The following is a 16775-nucleotide window of genomic DNA, read 5'->3' on the forward strand; positions in this document are numbered from 1 at the left end:
CAGGTCGCAGCTGTGTCCCTTCTGCTTCCACGCTGGTCGGAGCCCACGCCGCACGGACCCCGCAGCGGTCTATTCGGCCTTCCTGCCGAAGTCCTCGGGCGAGATGTTGTCCAAGAACTCGCGGAACGCCTCGACCTGGTCCTCCTGCTCGTCCGGGATCGGCATACCGGCCTCGGCGATCACGTCCTCGTGGGCGTAGATCGGCGCACCCGTGCGTAAGGCGAGGGCGATGGAGTCGGAGGGGCGGGCGCTGACCTCCACGCCGTTGCTGAAGACCAGCTCGGCGTAGAAGATGCCGTCGCTGAGACCGGTGATGTTCACCGTGGTGAGGCCGGTGTCCAGGGCGTCCAGGACATCCCTGAACAGGTCGTGGGTGAGCGGCCTGGCCGGCGCGACGCCCTGTTGCGCCAGCGCGATCGCGGTCGCCTCCACGCCGCCGATCCAGATCGGCAGGTAGCGGTCCCCCTCGGATTCCTTGAGCAGGACTATCGGCTGGTTCGAGGGCATCTCGACCCGGACGCCGACAACCTCCATGTGCTTCACAGCGGCTCCGTCCCACGCGTCGTCATACCGGATGGGCGCTCGTCACCTGACCGCCGTCGGATTCAGGACCCGAAGGCGAAATCGGCACCCTTCGTTACAAAGCTCTCCGGCGGCGGGGGGCCGCAAACCTCATCGGCCCGCCCGCCGCCGTCGTCCGTGGTCAGCGACCCCTCAGCGGCGCGGCTTGGTCAGCAGAACCATGCGGAACTTGCCGATCTGGATCTCGTCCCCGCCACCGAGTTGGGCCTCGTCGACCGGCTCACGGTTGACGTAGGTGCCGTTGAGGCTGCCCACGTCGCGGACGCCGAACCCGTCGCCGCGGCGGAAGAACTCCACGTGGCGTCGGGACACGGTGACGTCGTCAAGGAAGATGTCACTGTTGGGATGCCGTCCGGCGGTGGTCACGTCGCTGTCCAGCAGGAAGCGGCTTCCCGCGTTGGGGCCACGCCTGACGACGAGCAGCGCCGTGCCCGGAGGCAGGGCGTCGGCGTTGGCGGGGTCGTCACCGCCCAGCTCGTCGCCGGACTCCTCCTCCTCCAGGGCCTGTATCCCCGAGATGGAGATGGTGGACGTGACGTCTCCGGCGGCGTCCCCACCCGAACCGGGTCGGGGGCCCTGCTGTTCGGCCCTGCGGACGGGGGTTCCACAGTGGGAGCAGAAACGGGCATCATCCGCAACGGCGTGACCGCACTGCGTGCAGTAAACGCTCGACATAGGTCGGCTCGGCCTCCTACCGCACGGGGCGGTGCTTGATTCGGCTGATCGGTGACACGTCCCGGGTTCCGCGCGGACACCTGGTCCACACGTCGCCCGGCACGTGGTGGGACGGTTCGCTGTCGCGGCAGCGGTGCGCCCCACACGGTCGGTCGCTAGGTCTCATCCCCCGTGTCGTACTCCTCGTCACCCCCGGTCAGGGTGTCCGCCGTTGCCGGGATACCCGGTCCGGTGGGCGACGCGGCGCTCCAGGGAACACTCGACTTTAAACCATATCCCTGTCCAGGAAGGGTTTCGCTCCTCCTCGGCCTGCCGTAGACGCCCCCGGCCGCTCGTGCGGCGCGGGGATCGGTGGACCCGGCGCCCGGGGCGCCGCCTCCACCGGTGGCCGGCCTCGGGACAGTGAAACACCTGTCCTGATGCTGATGCTCGTCCGGGGGATTTGGTTCTCGGTGAACCCCCACGGATTCGCACCGCCGCCATCGGACGGCCTCAACCTGGTGATATGTCCATTTTATCCCTCAAAAGCGCGTCCCGGGCGACCCGGAGGGCCGTGACCGCCCCGGACGCGACGCGCGGGCGGGGACGGGAGGACCGCCCTCGCCCGCGCGTCGCACCGGTCAGCCCTCGGCCCGTTCGACCACGGCCGCCCACTCGTCCAGCAGACGGTGAGCGGTGTCGGAGTCGGGACCTTCGGCCCAAAGATGGGTCACGGCCTCCGCCGTGTCCGGGAGGACGAGCGCCCAGCTGCCGTCGGACTCCAGGACGCGGACGCCGTCCGTGGTGTCCAGCTGACGGCCCCCAGCCGCCTCCACGACGGCGCGCATGACGCTCCCCTTGACCGCCCAGGGGGTGGGCACCGAACGGCGCAGGAGGTGCGCCTGGGGGATCGCCCGGTCGATCTGGCTCAGCGAGCGGCGGTCCCTGGCCACCAGTCCCAGCAGCCGGACGAACGCGGCGATGCCGTCGCTGGTCGGGCTGAACTCGGGGACGACGAAACCGCCCCGGCCGTCCCCGGCCAGAACGACGTCCTCGCCCCCGCTCTGGACGGCCTTGGTGAGTTCGCCCGTGGCGGTGGCGGTCCAGTGCACCTCGACCCCGTGCGCGGCCGCCACCGTCTCCGCGACCCGGGTCGTGGTGACGGGAAGCGCCACCCGGCCTCCCCCGCGCTCGGCGCAGACCAGCTCCAGGACGACCAGCAGGGCGCGGTCGTTGTCGACCAGCTCGCCGTTGCCGTCCACGATGGCCAGCCGTTCGGCCACGGGGTCGAAGCGCACCCCGAAGTCGGCCCCCGACCCCGAGACGAGCTCGCCCAGCCGCTCCAGGTCGCGGTTCTGCTTGGCGACGGTGTCGGTGGGCGAGGCCTCGTCGAGCCGGTTGTTGACCGTGAGGACGTCCACGCCGATCCGCCCCAGCAGGGAGGGGAGGATGAGCGAGCCGCTGCCGCCCGCGCAGTCGACGACCACCTTGAGTTCGGCCTCGGCGACCCCCGAGGTGTCGACCGAGCGCAGCAGGTCGTGCGAGTAGTTCTCGACACCGCGCGAGGGGAAGGTCAGCTCCCCGATCTCCCCGGGGAAGGCCCTGCGGTACTCGGCGCGGGAGAAGACCCGGTCGAGCTTGCGCTGGGCCGCCGGCGACAGGTCGGCCCCGCCCCCGTCCAGGAAGAGGATGTCCACCGACTCCGGGTCGCCCGGGGTGGTGCGGAGCGTGATGCCTCCGCTGACCCCGCTCTGGGAGGTGTGGAAGCGCGCCACGGGCAGCGGCACCACCTCCAGGTCGCGCACGTCGATGGCGGCGGCCGTGAGCGCGCTGATCACCGCGCGCTTGAGCGTCCGGGCGGCCCGGGACACGTCACGGGACGTGGTGACGAGCGCGCCCTTCTTCAGGGTGGTGGCGTAGGCGTTGGCCAGGCGCACCGCCAGCTCGGGGGTGATCTCGACGTTGATCAGCCCGGACACGCCGCGGGGGCCGAACAGCGAGCGCTGCCCGCGCGACTCCCAGATGACGTTGGTGCTGACGACCGCGCCGGCCTCGATGGTCTTGAAGGGGTAGACCTTGACGTCGGCGTTGACGTAGGCCTCGGACTCGATGACGCAGTCCTCGCCGACGATCGCCCCCTCCTCGATCCGGGCGGCGGCCATGACGTCGGTGTTCTTGCCGACGACGCAGCCGCGCAGGTTGGCGCCCCGTCCGACGAAGACGTTGTCGTGCAGGACCGTGCGGTGGCAGAAGGCCTCGGACCGCACCACGGCGTTGCTGCCGACCACGGTGAACTCGCGCAGCTCCGCGCCCGCCTCGACCTTGGCGTAGTCGCCGATGAAGAGCGGGCCCTTGAGGATCGCGCGGGGGTCGACCTCCGAACCCTCGCCGACCCACACCCCGGGGGAGACCTCGAAGCCGTCGATGTCGACGTCCACCTTGCCGGACAGCACGTCGGCCTGGGCGCTCAGGTAGCTCTCGTGGGTGCCCACGTCCTCCCAGTAGCCGTCGGCGATGTAGCCGTAGAGGGGCTCGCCCTCCTCCAGGAGCTGGGGGAAGACATCGCCCGACCAGTCGACCACCTCCCCCTCGGCGACCCGGTCCAGGACGTCCGGCTCCATGATGTAGATGCCGGTGTTGACGGTGTCGGAGAAGACCTGGCCCCAGGTGGGCTTCTCCAGGAAGCGCTGGATCCGGCCCTGCTCGTCGACGATGATGATGCCGAACTCCAGCGGGTTGGGGACCCGCTTGAGCGCGATGGTGACCTTGGCGCCGCTCTCCTTGTGGAAGCGCACCATGTCGGTGAGGTCGATGTCGGTGAGCGCGTCGCCGGAGATGACGATGAACGGCTCCCCGCGCAGGTGCTCCTCCGCGTTCTTGACGCTGCCCGCGGTGCCGAGGGGGACCTCCTCGGCGACGTAGTGGAGCTTCATCCCGAGCTCCTCGCCGTCCCCGAAGTAGTTGCGGATGAGGGTGGCCAGGAACTGGACGGTGACCACGGTCTCGGTGAAACCGTGCTTGCGCAGCAGGCGGAGAACGTGCTCCATGATGGGCTTGTTGACCACCGGAAGCAGGGGTTTGGGCTGGTTCGCGGTCATGGGGCGGAGGCGGGTCCCCTCGCCGCCGGCCATCACGACGGCCTTCATGGGAGGCGCCTGAAAAGCGCTCTCCGGGGTTTCCTCGTGGGTGCTCATCGCCGGTGCCTCCGTAGGACGGTGCCGTGGGAGGACGCGGCGGGGGACGGGTTCTCGGAGCGCGCGCCGTGGCGCGCGGTGGGACATGTTCTCATGACGGAGACGACACTCCCTTTCGATCCGACAGGACTCGCGGTGAGCCGGTCCGTCGGTGGATCAGGGTCCGGTCCGTCCCTGATCCGGGCGGCTCGGCCGGTCCGAGCCTTCGGCTACCGCTCCATGATCGCCGTCAGCGGTCGCCGATGTGGCTGGATCGGGTCGATCCGTGTCGTGGCCGCGGACGTGGTCGCTGTCTCCGGAGACCGGTCGGTCCCCGTGGTGATCAGCGCTTTCGTCGCGGCGGGTCTGGGCCATCAGGCGCAGGCCCTGTACGGCGTAGAGCAGTCCGGCCCACCAGTAGAGAGCAGTTCCCCAGAGCGCGAAGGCCCAACCTATAATTCTCGCCACATCCGCCACGGTGGACTCGTAGCCCGCGATGAACAGCAGGGGGAACGAGTAGAGGAGGCACAGCGTGGCGGCCTTCCCGGCGAAGTTCACCGGGAGGGGCCCGTAGCCGAAGTGGCGCAGGAGCGGCAGCGCGCCGAGGATGAGAACGTCGCGCAGGACGAGGATGGCCATCAGCCACCACGGGACGATGTCCCGGATCACCAGGCCGAGCAGCGCGGCGAAGATGTAGAGCCGGTCGGCGAGCGGGTCCAGGACCGTGCCCAGGCGCGAGGTCTGGTTCCAGGCGCGGGCGATCTTGCCGTCGAGCCAGTCGCTGAGCCCGGCGAAGCCGAGCACCAGCAGCGCCCACCAGTCGGCCTGGGGGACCAGGACGAGCCAGAGGAACAGCGGCACGCCCAACAGCCGGAGCATGCTCAGCAGGTTGGGAACCGTCCAGATGCGGTCACTGACCGCCGGGCTGGCCACATCGCCCCCCCGCCTCGAGTCTGCCATCTTCCGCGGATCGCCCCATGGCGCCCACGATAACGGGCGGGTGGGTCGTTTCCCGCCATCACGGGGGCCGACGGCCCCGACGTGGCCCGAGGGACGATCGTCCGCCAATCGTACCGTGTACGTTTTGGGCCTTTTACCAGCGCAGTGTCTGTTTCGGAAAGCGCGGACGCGTATCCGGACGACTCCGGCCACGGCGCGCGCCCCCTCCCACGGGTTCCAACGACGGGGCCTCCCCCGGGGTTCCCGGGCGCGCGGGCCTCCCCGACGCGGCCGCTCCCCCGGACACCGCGGGGGCCGCTAGAGCGTGAGGATGCGGTCGGCCGCGCGGCGGCCCGACAGCAGGGCGCCGTGCACCGTGGCGGTGTGCTCGATCTCGGTCGCCTCCCCCGCGAAGAACAGGCTGTCCCCCACCGGGTTGTCGAGCGCCACCCGGTCCGCGTCGCCCGACCCGACGGCCGTGTAGGAGAAGGCGCCCCGCGCGAACGGGTCGTCCCCCCAGTGGGTCACCAGGTGGTCCACCGGGTCCGGCGCCTTGCGGAACATGCCGCGCAGGGTGGCCATCGCGTGCTCGACCACCTCGCCGTCCTCCTTCCCCTCCAGGAACCGGGCCGCGCCGCCGCCGTTGCGGCTGACCAGGACCGGCGCCCCGAGGACCCGCTGGCCCGCGTACCAGTGGAACCAGGTGCCCTCCTCCGCGCCCAGGTGGACGATGACCTCCGCGTCGCCCCAGAACACCTCGTCGAAGCGCAGGAACAGCTTCTCCAGGCTGCCGTTGCCCAGGCGCTCGACGGCGTCCCGCTTCTCCTCGGGCAGCGGGGGGTCGAACCCGACCTGCCCCGCCTTGAGGACGCCCAGGGGCACGGTGACCAGGACGCGGTCGGCCGTCAGGGTCCTCTCCCCCTCGGGGGTGTCGACCCGCACCCTGGCGCCGTCGCCGCCGTGGCCCACCGACAGCACGACGTGCTCCAGGCGCACGTCCAGACCGCGCGCCAGGTGGTCGGTGATCTGGCCCATCCCGTCGGGGAAGACCACGTCGTCACCGCTGAACTCGTGCCGCGCGGCGACCGCGGAGAAGGCGATCTCCTCCGCGTCCGCGCCGTGGTCGCTCTCGGCGATGCGGTGCACGATCTCGTCGGCGTCGCGGGCGCGGGCGCGCACCAGGTTGGCGTCGTAGAGGGCCTGCTTGATGCCCTCCTCCATCGACTCCCGGGGGTTGGCGCCCACGGTCCCCCAGTACATGTGCTCCTGGAGGAGGTGGACGTCCTCCATGTTGCGGCGGTGGCGGTCGAAGAGCAGCCTCCGCCCCTTGGGGTCGTAGGCGGTCTCGGTGGACCTGTTGAACACGGCGGTGCGCAGACCGATCTCGTTGACCAGGTCGGCGAGGGGGTTGTTCTCCTCGCCCCGCATCCAGGAGGCACCCACGTCCAGCGTCGTGGAGCCGCCCCAGTCGCGCACGGAGTGGATGCGCCCGCCGGTGCGGTCGCGGCCCTCCAGGACGGTGACGCGCTCCCCCTCCCGCGCCAGGCGGTCCGCGGCGGCGAGTCCGGCCATGCCGGCGCCCACCACGATGGTGTGGCCGCGCCCGGGGCCCGCCTCGCGCCCGCGCGGTTCGACCGGCTCGTGCCCGGCCTCCCGCCCGGTGTCCTCCCCCTGCGTGTTCTCCCCGCCCGCGTCACCCGGGTCAGTCATGGAACTCCCCCTCCGTGCCGGTGACCGACACGAGCGACTGTAGGCGGTCCCCGGGCCGCGCCCGGGGACGACACCCCGCCCTCGGTCGGAACCGCTCGGCCCCCGCCCCGGTCAGGAGCCGGAGGGCTCCCCGTCCTCGTCCTCCAGTTCGATCCTCTCCCTGCGGCGCTCACCCTGGACGTGCTCCTCACGGGTGACGTCGCGCTTGCGGACGTGGACCTCCTCGACGGGCACGCGCTCCTTGGAGACGACCGGCCGCTCCTCGTAGAGCGTGAAGGTCTGCTCCTCCTCGTGCATGTCCCCGGCGTCGTCGGCCCTGGTCTCGTCGGTCACCGGACGGCGCTCCATCTGGAGCTCGTCGTGGTGCAGCGGGACCGTCTCGTCGTACTGCTCGGTCTCCACGTACTTGTGGAGCCTGGCGTGGCCGGCCTCGCGGCGCTCCACACCGATGTCCACACGCTCCTCGGAGCGGACCATGGAGATGTCGTCCGCCTCGGGCCCGCCCGTTCCGGCGGCCGTTCCGGCGGCCCCGGCCACCCCGGCGGTCCCCGCGGCGCCGGCCGTACCGGCACGGTCCCCCATGCCCGCCGGGGGAGCGCCGCCCGCGCGCTCGCCGCCGGAGGCGTCCGCGCTGCCGTGGCGGGCGTAGTACTCGCGGACCAGCCGCTCCTCCTCCGGGGAGATGTGCCTGTCCGCGTCGATGTTCGGGGCGTCCTTCACCGTGGACTTGTCGAAGGGCACCTGGATGTCCTCCTCCTTGGGCCGGGAGCCCTGGAGGGGCACGAGGGTCTCGTTGCGGCCGAACAGGCCGGTCTCGACCGACACCCAGCTCGGCTCGTTCGTCTCGTCATCCAGGTAGACCTGCTTGATCTTGCCGACGTTGTGGCCCTCCTCGTCCAGGACGTGGTGCCCGATGAGATCTCCGGGTGCGCGGTCGCGTGCCATGGTCCCTCCCCTTCTCTGCGGTCCCCGCCGGAACACCGGGTGCCCCGGCCTCGTACGACCTCACCCCTACCCCTCGTGGCCTGCGGGAAGAGCCGTGGAAGGGAGCCGCTAACGGGCCGAGGTCGAGAATTGAGCAGAAGTTTTTCCCGGCCTCCCGTCCTTGACGCGCGCGAGGGGCGCCGCTGTCCTCCATGGACGTTCGACCGCGACCTGTCACTCCCGGCGCACGGACGAACACGCAGGGATACACTCCAGGGGTCCCCGCCCGAACCGTCCGAAGGAATCCGCCGTGCGCCCAGCCGTGGCCGTCCCGCTGGCCGTCCTGTTGCTCGCCTGTCCCGCCGCCGGCTCCGCCCGTGCCGTGGGGCCGGGCGCGGTCGTGGAACTGTCCGCCGACCGGCTCGCGACGGCCCTGCCCGTGGCGGCGGCCAAGTGGCACAGCGGCGACCCGGTCGACTCCCCCGAACGCGAGGAGGAGGTCCTGGCCGCGGCCGAGCGCCACGCGCTGGCGCTCGGGGTGGAGCCGGAGGCCGTCGCGGCGGTGGTGCGCGACCAGATCGAGGCGAACAAGACGGTCCAGCGGAGCCTGCACGCCCGATGGCACGCGGCCCCCGGCGGCGGGCCGGGGCCGGAACCCGACCTCTCCCGGGTCCGGGCCGAACTGGACCGGCTCACCCCCGAGCTGGTGCGTGCGCTGGCCGACGCCGGCCCCGCCCTTCGCTCCCCGGACTGCGGGGCGGACCTCGCCCGGAGCACCCGGGAGGTCGCGGACGAGCGGGGGCTCGACCGGGTCGGCGCCGCGGCCCTGGCACGCTCCCTGGCCTCGGTCTGCCCCTGACCCGTGCCCGGGCCGAGGGCGCCGGGACGACGGAGGAGGGGACCCCGTCGGCCGCGGCCCCGGGGCGGGGGCTCCGGGAACGGGGAGCGGGCCCGAGGGGACACGGGCCGGGAGGGCGCACGGGCGCGGGGCCGTGGGCCTACAGGGGGCCGGCCACGTAGGCCTCCAGGCGGGGCCCGTCCGGCAGCCGCCCCCAGAGCGCCCAGGCGAGCATGCGGTGCAGGCCGTCCAGGTGGGTCAGTGCGTCCGTGCGTTCGAGCCTCTCGTAGTAGGGGTGGTCCACGGCCGAGGAGCTCAGGAAGACGGGACTGGGGTCGGCCGCGGCGTGCCAAGCCAGCTTTCCCCAGCACACCGGGTTGCTCTCGGTGTAGCGGCCCTCCCACGAGGAGAGGGTGGCCACGGCGTCGGCCACGGTCGTCCCCTCGGGGTCGACCAGCACCAGCTCGCCGCCCTCCCCCGTGTGCCAGGGCAGGACCGTCGCCAGGACGTCCTCGCGGTCCAGGGCGACCCTGTGCCACGTGCCGCCCAGCTGGCGGGAGGCGAGGTCGAGGATCCCCTCCGCGTACTCGTTGGTGCGCCGGGAGACCTCGTCGCTCACGGGGTGGGTGGCGCGGAAGCGCCGGAGCACGTCGTCGGGGGTGACGGTCGCGATGGTCTTCACGGGCTCGGCTTCCTCCGTTCCGCGCCCGACAGGGTCCGGGCGTCGAGTGCGTAGAAGGATAGACGGCCCGGGGCGCGGCCGGGAGCCCGTCCGGAGCGGTCCGGCGGGCCCCCGACGTCGTCGCCGGACGGGATCAGCAGGTGTTGTCCCGGCTGTTGTCCCAGGTGATGTTCCGGACGACCGTGCCCGCCGCGCACGGGTTCTCGTTGAGCGCGGTGTTCACGAGCCTCAGGTTCTCGAACGTGATGTCCGAGGTGTTGGCGAACTCGGAGCGGGCGGCGATCCGGATGTCGCCGGGACCGGCGATCGTCCCGCCGTCCTCGGCGACGGTGACGTTGTGGCAGTTCTCGACCAGGACGGCGTTGCTCCCGGTCTGCGCGATGTCGACGCGCTCGATCACCGCGCCTCCGCTCTCGGAGACGCAGAAGATCCCGCGACCGCCTCCCCGGGCGCGCACCTCGCCGACCCGGATGTTGTCCGGGTACCCGTTCCCGACCCGCCCGTTGCGGTTGGCCATGCGGAAGGCGGCGTAGCCGGTGCCCGTTCCGGCGTCCACCGCGTCCACCAGGCCGACGTCGGCGTTGACCGTGTTGTTGAGGAGCAGGCCGGAGTACCCGGTGTCGCGGGCGGTGACGGTGCCGATGGTGAGCCCGTCGACGCTGTAGGTCTCCACGCCGTGGTTGTTCGTGCCGGAGACGTAGACGTCGTCGATGGTGATGTCGCGGGTGGTGCGCGCGGCGTCGCTGCCGCGGCTGTCGACGCGTATGCCCAGGCCCGAGGAGAGGCGCAGGTCGATCTGGCCGAGGTGCACCTGCTGGGAGCCCCGCACGAAGACCCCGAAGTAGGGGGCGCCGGTGACCGACAGGTGGGGCACGGAGACGTTCTGGGCGTTGCGCACCCGTACCGGGGCGTGGTCCGCGGCGACCGCGCCGGAGACGTGGATGGTGCCGCAGACCTCCAGGGAGGTGTGGCTCGGCAGGTCGAGCGAGGCGTTGCCCGGGACGGTGCCCGACTGCCACACCACCACGCGCTCCTGGGAGGAGCGGCCGGGGGTGAGGCTGCCGACGGCCGTGCGCATGGCGGTGAGCATGTCACCGCCCTCGTAGAGGACGGTGCCGCCGTTGCGCGCGACCCAGGTGGAGCCGAGCAGGTAGGCCTCGGCGTCGAAGCCGCTGTCGCCGCACGCGGCGGCCGCGGTGCCGCGGTCGCCGCCCGCGTTCGGGATGTCGCGGGGCCCGGGTGCGGCCGGCGCCTGGGCGGCCGCGGCGACCGTGCCCAGGGCCAGGCCGGCGGCGAGCGCCGCGTTCAGCAGGAGGCGGCGGGTGCGCCGTCGCGGTCCGGGGGCGCGGGTCCGGCCGCGCCCTCCGGTGGTGGGGGTGGGTGTCATCGGTGCTTCTCCTGTGCGAACTCCGGGACGGCGGCGTCCCGGGAGGGGTGAGCGGGGGGACAGGGAGCGCTCCCAGGAGTCCGGAACCTAACACGGAAAGCGCATTCCGGGTAGCCGTGCAACTACGCACGGAACACGGGTATGGCCACGGAGACAGAGGTTCTGGCACAATCCGTCCCATGCACGACGACCGAGAGGACCGTGCCGCGTAGGCGGCCGGGAGACATCCGCTCCGGGGCCCCGCCCCGGGGGCGGCGACCACACACCGCGATCGACGGCCTCTCCGGACCCGCGGCGGCCGAGATCTCGCGGCTCGAACACCGGCACCCGAGGATGTCCCCGGGGTGGACGCGCGAGCTGCTCGGGATCTGGCGGCGGTTCGTGCACAGCCCGTCCCACCGGCTGTGGGAGGAGGGCGACGGCGGCTGCGGCGTATGGCAGTGCTGCGGCAACCCCCACGAGGCCCGCGCCCTGCTGGAGGCCGTGGCCCACCGCATGACCTCCCGCCGCGCCCGTGAGTTCCGCGCCCTCCTCCGGACTCTCGACGACCTCTACTGACGGCCGGGGAGCGGCGCGACCCGCCGCGCCCGGGTCAGACCAGGCGTCCGTCCCGGGCGACCACGCGCCCTGCACGGACGACCGCCCGGCGCGGGGGGAGGTCCACCACGACCTGCGGCAGGCACTCCCCGTCCACCAGCAGGAAGTCGGCGGGAGAGCCCACGGCCAGGTCGGCGGCGGGCAGCCCCACCACTTCCGCGCCGGAGTGCGCGGCGGTGAGGTAGGCGTCGGACAGCTCCCCGTCCAGGCGCGAGCGCAGCGCCCTGGCCATCATGTGGGCGCGGTGGAGCATGTCCGCGTCCCCGAAGGGGCTCCAGGAGTCGCGGACCCCGTCCGAGCCGACGCCCACGCGGACCCCGTGCTCGCGCAGGCGCGCGGCGGGCAGGACCCGGGCCGCGTCGGAGGCGACCGTGGTCAGGGAGATCCCGGCGGCGCCGATCCGGGCGGCCAACCGGTCGAAGCCGTCACCGGCCCGGGCCACGCAGAAGGCGTGGCTGACGGTGACGGAGCCGCCCATGTCGAGGGCGCGGGTGCGCTCGATGACGGCGTCCATGGTGCGCACTCCCAGGTCGCCGTGGTCGTGCAGGTGGATGTCGACGCCGACGCCGTGGCGGTCCGCGATGTCGAAGACCAGGTCGAGCTGGCCGTCGGGGTCCCCGTCGAAGCCCTCCGGGTCGATGCCGCCGACCAGGTCGGCGAGCCCCGTCCTGACGGCCTCCTCCAGAAGGCCGTCGGTCCCGGGCGAGCGCCGGACGCCGTGCTGGGGGAAGGCCACGGTCTGGACGTCCAGGGCGTGCGCCAGGTTGCTCGCCGCCCGCCGGACCCCCTCCAGGCCCTCGAGCCCGTAGACGGGCGCGACGTCGGCGTGCGCGCGCATGGCCCGTGTGCCCCGGGTGACGGCATGGGCCATGAGCCGCTCCGCGCGGACGCCGACCGGCGTGGGCGAGGTCCGGAAGAGCTCGGCGTCCTGGGCCCCGAACCCGGCGATGCCCTGGGCCGGGCTCCGGGAGTGCCAGGGCTCGCCCCAGGCCGTCTTGTCGGGGTGGATGTGGGCGTCGACCAGGGTCGGCAGGGCGATCAGCCCTCCGCAGTCGACGACGGCCGCCTCCCCCTCGGGTTCCGCGGCCACGGTTCCGTCGACCACGACCAGGTCGACGGGGTCGCCGCCCAGGGGGCGCAGGTCGCGGAAGACCGTCGTACGGGGCTGTTCGTCCATGGTGGGCCTCTCCACACGGGTGCCGGTGCGTGCGCCGGGGACCGGCCGGCAGGCCCCGGACGCGCGGCGAATGCTACGCCTCCGACCGCGCCGCCCCGCAGGTGGGGCCGGACGCGGGGCTTCCCCTTGTACGGGCCGTCCTGGACGGGCGGGGTCCCTGAGGAGGAGGCGGATGCGCTTCACTGGAGGAGGGCCCGCCGGCCACGGCACGGGAAGGGCCTCGTTCCCCACGGCCGCTCCGGGCACCGGGCGACCGCGGTCGGACGCGAATGCGCCGGAGAGGGCCGTTCTACCCCGTACGTTCGATCCGTTCGGGTAGGACACATGCAGGAGGGAAGAGATGGACAACGCCGGGGAACGCACCGACCCGCATGACACGGCCCAGATGCGTGTCCTGCGCGACGCGCTCGCCGCCGCCGACGTCAAGCGGCTCGTTCGCGCGTCGCGTGAGAACGATGGGGACGAAGTAGAACGGATACGGCGAAGGTACGTGGAGGGCTGAGACCAGATGTGGCCGAAAGCCCTACGGCGCAAGGGTTCCGTGTTAGCTTCGAAGGCCTGGGAACGTTCCGCTGGGGCCTGAACGGAGAGCCATGGAACTGGAACTGCTCGCCAAGGACGACAAGTCGGTGAACAAGGGTTGCCCCTCTGTCTACCTGAGCGATACGGGTGACTTCGTCGTCCAGGGCGCCGGCCTCGACGACGCCGACTTCGCGAAGCTGGTCGATCCCCTGCCGGGCGAGACCGCGGTCCGCATCTCCCCCGAGATCGTCCTCGCCGCCGTCGAACGCTTCCGGCGGAGGGACGCGTGACCTTGACAGGTGTCCGCTCTCGGCCGGTGGGCGGGGACGAGTTCGACCGCTTCTTCGAGGACTGCCGGTACACGGCGTTCCGATTGGAGACCCTCCAGGTCTACGACGTGGGCTACGAGAAAGAGGCGTTCCGCCGCTTTCTTGAGGACGGGGAGGTGGCCATGTCCGAGTCGCACGATGCCTGGGCGCGCCTCGTCGGCGGAAGCCGACGGTTCAGCCGGGTCCACGTGGTCGTCGAACCGCTGACCGACTACCTTCGGTTCGAATCGGTGTGGGGTTACCGCTCCAGCGTGCAAGCGGGCGAGGAGGTCAACATCCTCCCCGTCACCGAGGCCACCTGGCCCGAGGGCATCCCCCGGCACGACTACTGGCTCTTCGACTCCGAGCGACTGGTGCGCATGAACTACGGCCCGGACGGCACCATGCTCACCCCCGAGCTGGTCTGCGACACGGAGGAGATCGTCCAGGCCAACGCGGTGCGTGACCGGGCACTGCACCGGGCGATCCCCTTCACCGAATACCAGAGGCGCTTCGACGCCGACATGCGCCCCCTGTGACCGACATCGACAACCACCGGACCGCGAACACCGTGCACGGCAATCCCGATGTGGCGGTACAAGCGGGTCTCGTGCACGGCGGCGTCCATATCGTCTCCGGGCCCGCCAGATCCGTTCGGGTCCCGCGACAACTACCGCTGGCCGCCACCGCGTTCGTGAACCGTACCGCTCATCTTCAACACCTGGACGCGCTGGCAGCCGAGGCTGGGGCCGGGGTTCCGGTCGCGGTGCTCGTCGGCCCACCGGGTGTGGGCAAGACCGCTCTGGCCGTCCACTGGGCGCACCGGGCGCGCGATCGGTTCCCCGACGGGGATCTCTACGCCGGTGTCCACGGGCACGGCCCCGGCCCACGCGCTGAAGCCGGCCAGATCCTCGACACCATCCTGCGTGCTCTCGGCGTCCCACCGGACCGCATCCCCATGGACCTGGACGGACGCTCGGCCCTCTACCGGTCCGAGCTCGACGGCAAGCGGCTCCTGGTCGTCATCGACGACGTGCTCGACCCCGCACAGGTACGCCCCCTCCTGCCGGCGTCACCCGGTTGCATGGTCATGGTGACCAGCCGCAGCGCGCTGGCCGGGCTCGTCGCACGCGAAGGGGCCCGGCGTCTCGCGTTGGGCGTCCTTCCCGTAGCCGATTCGGTGAACCTGCTACGCCACACGGTCGGGGTCCGGGTGGATTCGGAACCGCACGCGGCACATGAACTGGCCGAGCACTGCGCACGCCTCCCCCTCGCTCTCCGTGTGGCCGCCGAGCGCCTCATCGCCCGGCCGGACGCGACGCTGAGCGCCCTCGTGAGCGAACTCGCCTCCGAGGATTCCCGTCTGGACGCCCTCGCAGAGGAGGACGAGTTGAGTGATCTGCGTGCAGTGATGACGGCTTCGTACCAGGCCCTGGACGACGACACCACCCGCTTCTTCCGACGGCTGGGACTGCATCCGGGGTCGGAGTTCTCCGGCGAGGCCGCCGCCGCGCTCACCGACACCCCGCTGCCCGAGGCCCGTCGGCGCCTGGACCACCTGACCCGCGCGAACCTGGTCGAGCGTCTGCGGGAGAACCGCTACCGACTGCACGACCTGGTGCGGCTCTACGCCATCGAGCGGGTCCGTGCCGAGGAGGAGGCCGGGGCCGTGGGCGAGGCGGTGGGGAGGGTCGCGAAGTGGTACACGCACGCCGCCGCCCGGGCACAGCTCGCGGAGCACCCCGAATTCCCCGCCGTGCCAGGAACGGAGCAGTGCCACGAGCTTCCCGGGATCGACTCCGTCCGTGACGCGCTGGATTGGTTCGAGACCGAGCGTACGAACCTGGTCGCCGTTGTGGATGCCGCTCTGGAGCACGGCCACCACGACACCGCCTGGAGACTGCCCGCGACCGTCTACGGTCTGTTCGAGCTGCGCCGGTACTGGTACGAGTGGCGTGACCTCCACACCCTCGGTCTGCGGGCGGCCGAGAGCGCGGGCGACGCCTTCGGGACGGCTCGCAACCACCTGGGGATGGGCGACGCGCAATGGCTGCTGGGCGATCTGGACGCGGCTGTGCGCCACTACCGGGCTGCCCTGGCCTCCAACCGCGAGGCCGGTGACCCGTGGGTGGAGGGGTTCGCTCTGCGCCAACTCGGTGTGGTGGCCTGGCAACGCGGGGAGCGCGGCGGCGGTGCCGTGGAGACCGTCGAACGGGCCATCGGGGTCTTTCACGAGGCCGGAGAGCCGCGGGGAGAGGCCATGGGGCTGCTCAGCCTGGCCGACTTCCGCGCGGACCTCGGCGGGTTCGACGCCGCACTCGGACACTGCCGGGCCGCCATCCGGATGTTCGAGGACATCGGTGACGTGTGGAGTACGGCGTGGGCACGCTGCACGCTGGGGCGGATCCTCACCGGTTCGGCTCGGGCCGGGGACGCGGTGGCGGAGTACCTGTCGTCCATCGAGGTCTTCGAGGAACGTGACGACCGCGACAGCCGGGCAGTGGCACTGATCGGGCTGGCGGAGGCCCGCGTCGCCCTCGGTGACGGGGAGGGCGCCCGGGAGGCTCTGGGGGCCGCCCTGGACTACCTGCGCGACCACGGCGACCCCCGTGCCGAAGGGGTGGAGGCGCGGCTGCTCCAGCTGGCCGCCGACGGCTGAGGCGTACGCGCCGGCGGGCGGTCAGGCCTCGACGTGTGCCGCGAGGTTGGCCAGGGACGAGGCCAGACCGTCCTCGTGGTCGGCCTGCGAGATGCCCAGGGGCACATCGGTCGCCTCGACGGCCACCTCGGTGCCGTCCTCCGTCTCGGCCAGCCGCCAGGTCATCGTCATCGTCCCGGCGAACGCGGGGTCCTCGGACTCGAAGGCGACGCGCTGCACGATCCGCTCCCCCGGGACCAGCTCGGCGAAGCCGACCTCGGTGACGTCGTCGGCATCGGAGGTCTTGCCGTGCCCGGCGGCCGGGTCGAGGTAGGTCAGCACCATGCGGAAACCTCCGCCGACCCACGGCTCGAAGCGTTCCATCCGGCCGGTCATCCCCTCCGGCGGCAGCCATGCCTCGAGGGAACCCGGATCGGTCATGGCGCGGTAGACCGCTGCGGCGGACGCCCGCACCGTCCTGGCCCCCCGGTCGGTACGCGGTTCCTCGCCGCCCATGCCCACAGTCCTTCCGCTCGGGTGCTCCGTGCCCACGAACCTAGCGGACGCGGTCCCCCGCGCAGCGGGGGGACGCGGCGCCGAGCCCCCGTGCGAACGGCCCGCCCGCCCCGGGGCGAACCGGGGCG

General features: G+C 72.2%; 16 protein-coding genes. 6 read left to right on the forward strand and 10 right to left on the reverse strand.

Translation table 11 applies throughout. The features are described 5' to 3' along the window. Window positions 1–69: 69 nt before the first annotated feature. From ACQPYD_RS21810 to ACQPYD_RS21835, 6 genes are all read right to left on the reverse strand, one after another. The gene (locus ACQPYD_RS21810) at window positions 70–543 is read right to left on the reverse strand and encodes a bifunctional nuclease family protein (protein WP_267945350.1); all 474 of its coding nucleotides are present in this window, start codon (window positions 541–543) and stop codon (window positions 70–72) included. A 171-nt stretch (window positions 544–714) separates the two neighbouring features. Then, the gene (locus ACQPYD_RS21815) at window positions 715–1257 is read right to left on the reverse strand and encodes an FHA domain-containing protein (RefSeq protein ID WP_267945351.1); all 543 of its coding nucleotides are present in this window, start codon (window positions 1255–1257) and stop codon (window positions 715–717) included. Window positions 1258–1877: 620 nt separating this feature from the next. Then, window positions 1878–4382 (reverse strand): sugar phosphate nucleotidyltransferase, encoded by a 2505-nt coding sequence (locus ACQPYD_RS21820; protein ID WP_433702101.1) that lies wholly within the window; start codon window positions 4380–4382, stop codon window positions 1878–1880. 204 nt (window positions 4383–4586) lie between these two features. Continuing rightward, on the reverse strand, window positions 4587–5342 hold the full coding sequence (locus tag ACQPYD_RS21825) for a CDP-alcohol phosphatidyltransferase family protein (protein ID WP_433697446.1): 756 nt from the start codon (window positions 5340–5342) through the stop codon (window positions 4587–4589). A gap of 324 nt (window positions 5343–5666) precedes the next feature. Continuing rightward, entirely contained in the window at window positions 5667–7058 is a 1392-nt protein-coding gene (locus ACQPYD_RS21830; RefSeq protein WP_433697447.1) for a flavin monoamine oxidase family protein, read from the reverse strand. Window positions 7059–7169: 111 nt separating this feature from the next. Next, window positions 7170–8003, reverse strand: coding sequence for a PRC and DUF2382 domain-containing protein (locus ACQPYD_RS21835; protein ID WP_433697448.1), 834 nt, complete (start codon window positions 8001–8003; stop codon window positions 7170–7172). Window positions 8004–8292: 289 nt separating this feature from the next. Here ACQPYD_RS21835 and ACQPYD_RS21840 point away from each other — a divergent pair, with 289 nt between their 5' ends. After that, window positions 8293–8841 (forward strand): chorismate mutase, encoded by a 549-nt coding sequence (locus ACQPYD_RS21840; RefSeq protein ID WP_433697449.1) that lies wholly within the window; start codon window positions 8293–8295, stop codon window positions 8839–8841. A gap of 139 nt (window positions 8842–8980) precedes the next feature. On the opposite strand, the gene ACQPYD_RS21845 is transcribed toward ACQPYD_RS21840, so the two are convergent. Continuing rightward, window positions 8981–9502, reverse strand: coding sequence for a DUF6309 family protein (locus ACQPYD_RS21845; RefSeq protein WP_330161945.1), 522 nt, complete (start codon window positions 9500–9502; stop codon window positions 8981–8983). 133 nt (window positions 9503–9635) lie between these two features. Continuing rightward, on the reverse strand, window positions 9636–10889 hold the full coding sequence (locus tag ACQPYD_RS21850) for a right-handed parallel beta-helix repeat-containing protein (protein ID WP_433697450.1): 1254 nt from the start codon (window positions 10887–10889) through the stop codon (window positions 9636–9638). A 201-nt stretch (window positions 10890–11090) separates the two neighbouring features. Between ACQPYD_RS21850 and ACQPYD_RS21855 the strand changes: the two genes are divergently transcribed. Then, on the forward strand, window positions 11091–11447 hold the full coding sequence (locus ACQPYD_RS21855) for a hypothetical protein (protein ID WP_433697451.1): 357 nt from the start codon (window positions 11091–11093) through the stop codon (window positions 11445–11447). A 34-nt stretch (window positions 11448–11481) separates the two neighbouring features. Here ACQPYD_RS21855 and ACQPYD_RS21860 read toward each other — a convergent pair whose 3' ends face one another. Beyond that, window positions 11482–12663 carry an amidohydrolase gene (locus ACQPYD_RS21860; RefSeq protein ID WP_433697452.1) on the reverse strand — a complete coding sequence of 394 codons (1182 nt, stop codon included), beginning with the start codon at window positions 12661–12663 and terminating at the stop codon, window positions 11482–11484. Between the two features lie 340 nt (window positions 12664–13003). Between ACQPYD_RS21860 and ACQPYD_RS21865 the strand changes: the two genes are divergently transcribed. From ACQPYD_RS21865 to ACQPYD_RS21880, 4 genes are all read left to right on the forward strand, one after another. After that, on the forward strand, window positions 13004–13165 hold the full coding sequence (locus ACQPYD_RS21865) for a hypothetical protein (RefSeq protein WP_433697453.1): 162 nt from the start codon (window positions 13004–13006) through the stop codon (window positions 13163–13165). 91 nt (window positions 13166–13256) lie between these two features. Next, entirely contained in the window at window positions 13257–13475 is a 219-nt protein-coding gene (locus ACQPYD_RS21870) for a hypothetical protein (RefSeq protein ID WP_330162382.1), read from the forward strand. Further along, complete coding sequence (locus ACQPYD_RS21875; RefSeq protein WP_433697454.1) at window positions 13472–14032, forward strand: DUF6879 family protein; 561 nt, start codon at window positions 13472–13474, stop codon at window positions 14030–14032. Before ACQPYD_RS21870 ends, ACQPYD_RS21875 begins: the two co-directional genes overlap by 4 nt. Beyond that, window positions 14029–16152 (forward strand): ATP-binding protein, encoded by a 2124-nt coding sequence (locus tag ACQPYD_RS21880; protein WP_433697455.1) that lies wholly within the window; start codon window positions 14029–14031, stop codon window positions 16150–16152. The genes ACQPYD_RS21875 and ACQPYD_RS21880 overlap by 4 nt, the downstream gene beginning before the upstream one ends. Before the next feature lie 21 nt (window positions 16153–16173). On the opposite strand, the gene ACQPYD_RS21885 is transcribed toward ACQPYD_RS21880, so the two are convergent. After that, the gene (locus ACQPYD_RS21885) at window positions 16174–16647 is read right to left on the reverse strand and encodes an SRPBCC domain-containing protein (protein WP_433697456.1); all 474 of its coding nucleotides are present in this window, start codon (window positions 16645–16647) and stop codon (window positions 16174–16176) included. Window positions 16648–16775 lie beyond the last annotated feature (128 nt).

The organism is Nocardiopsis sp. CA-288880 (assembly GCF_050955985.1).
GTDB lineage: Bacteria > Actinomycetota > Actinomycetes > Streptosporangiales > Streptosporangiaceae > Nocardiopsis > Nocardiopsis tropica.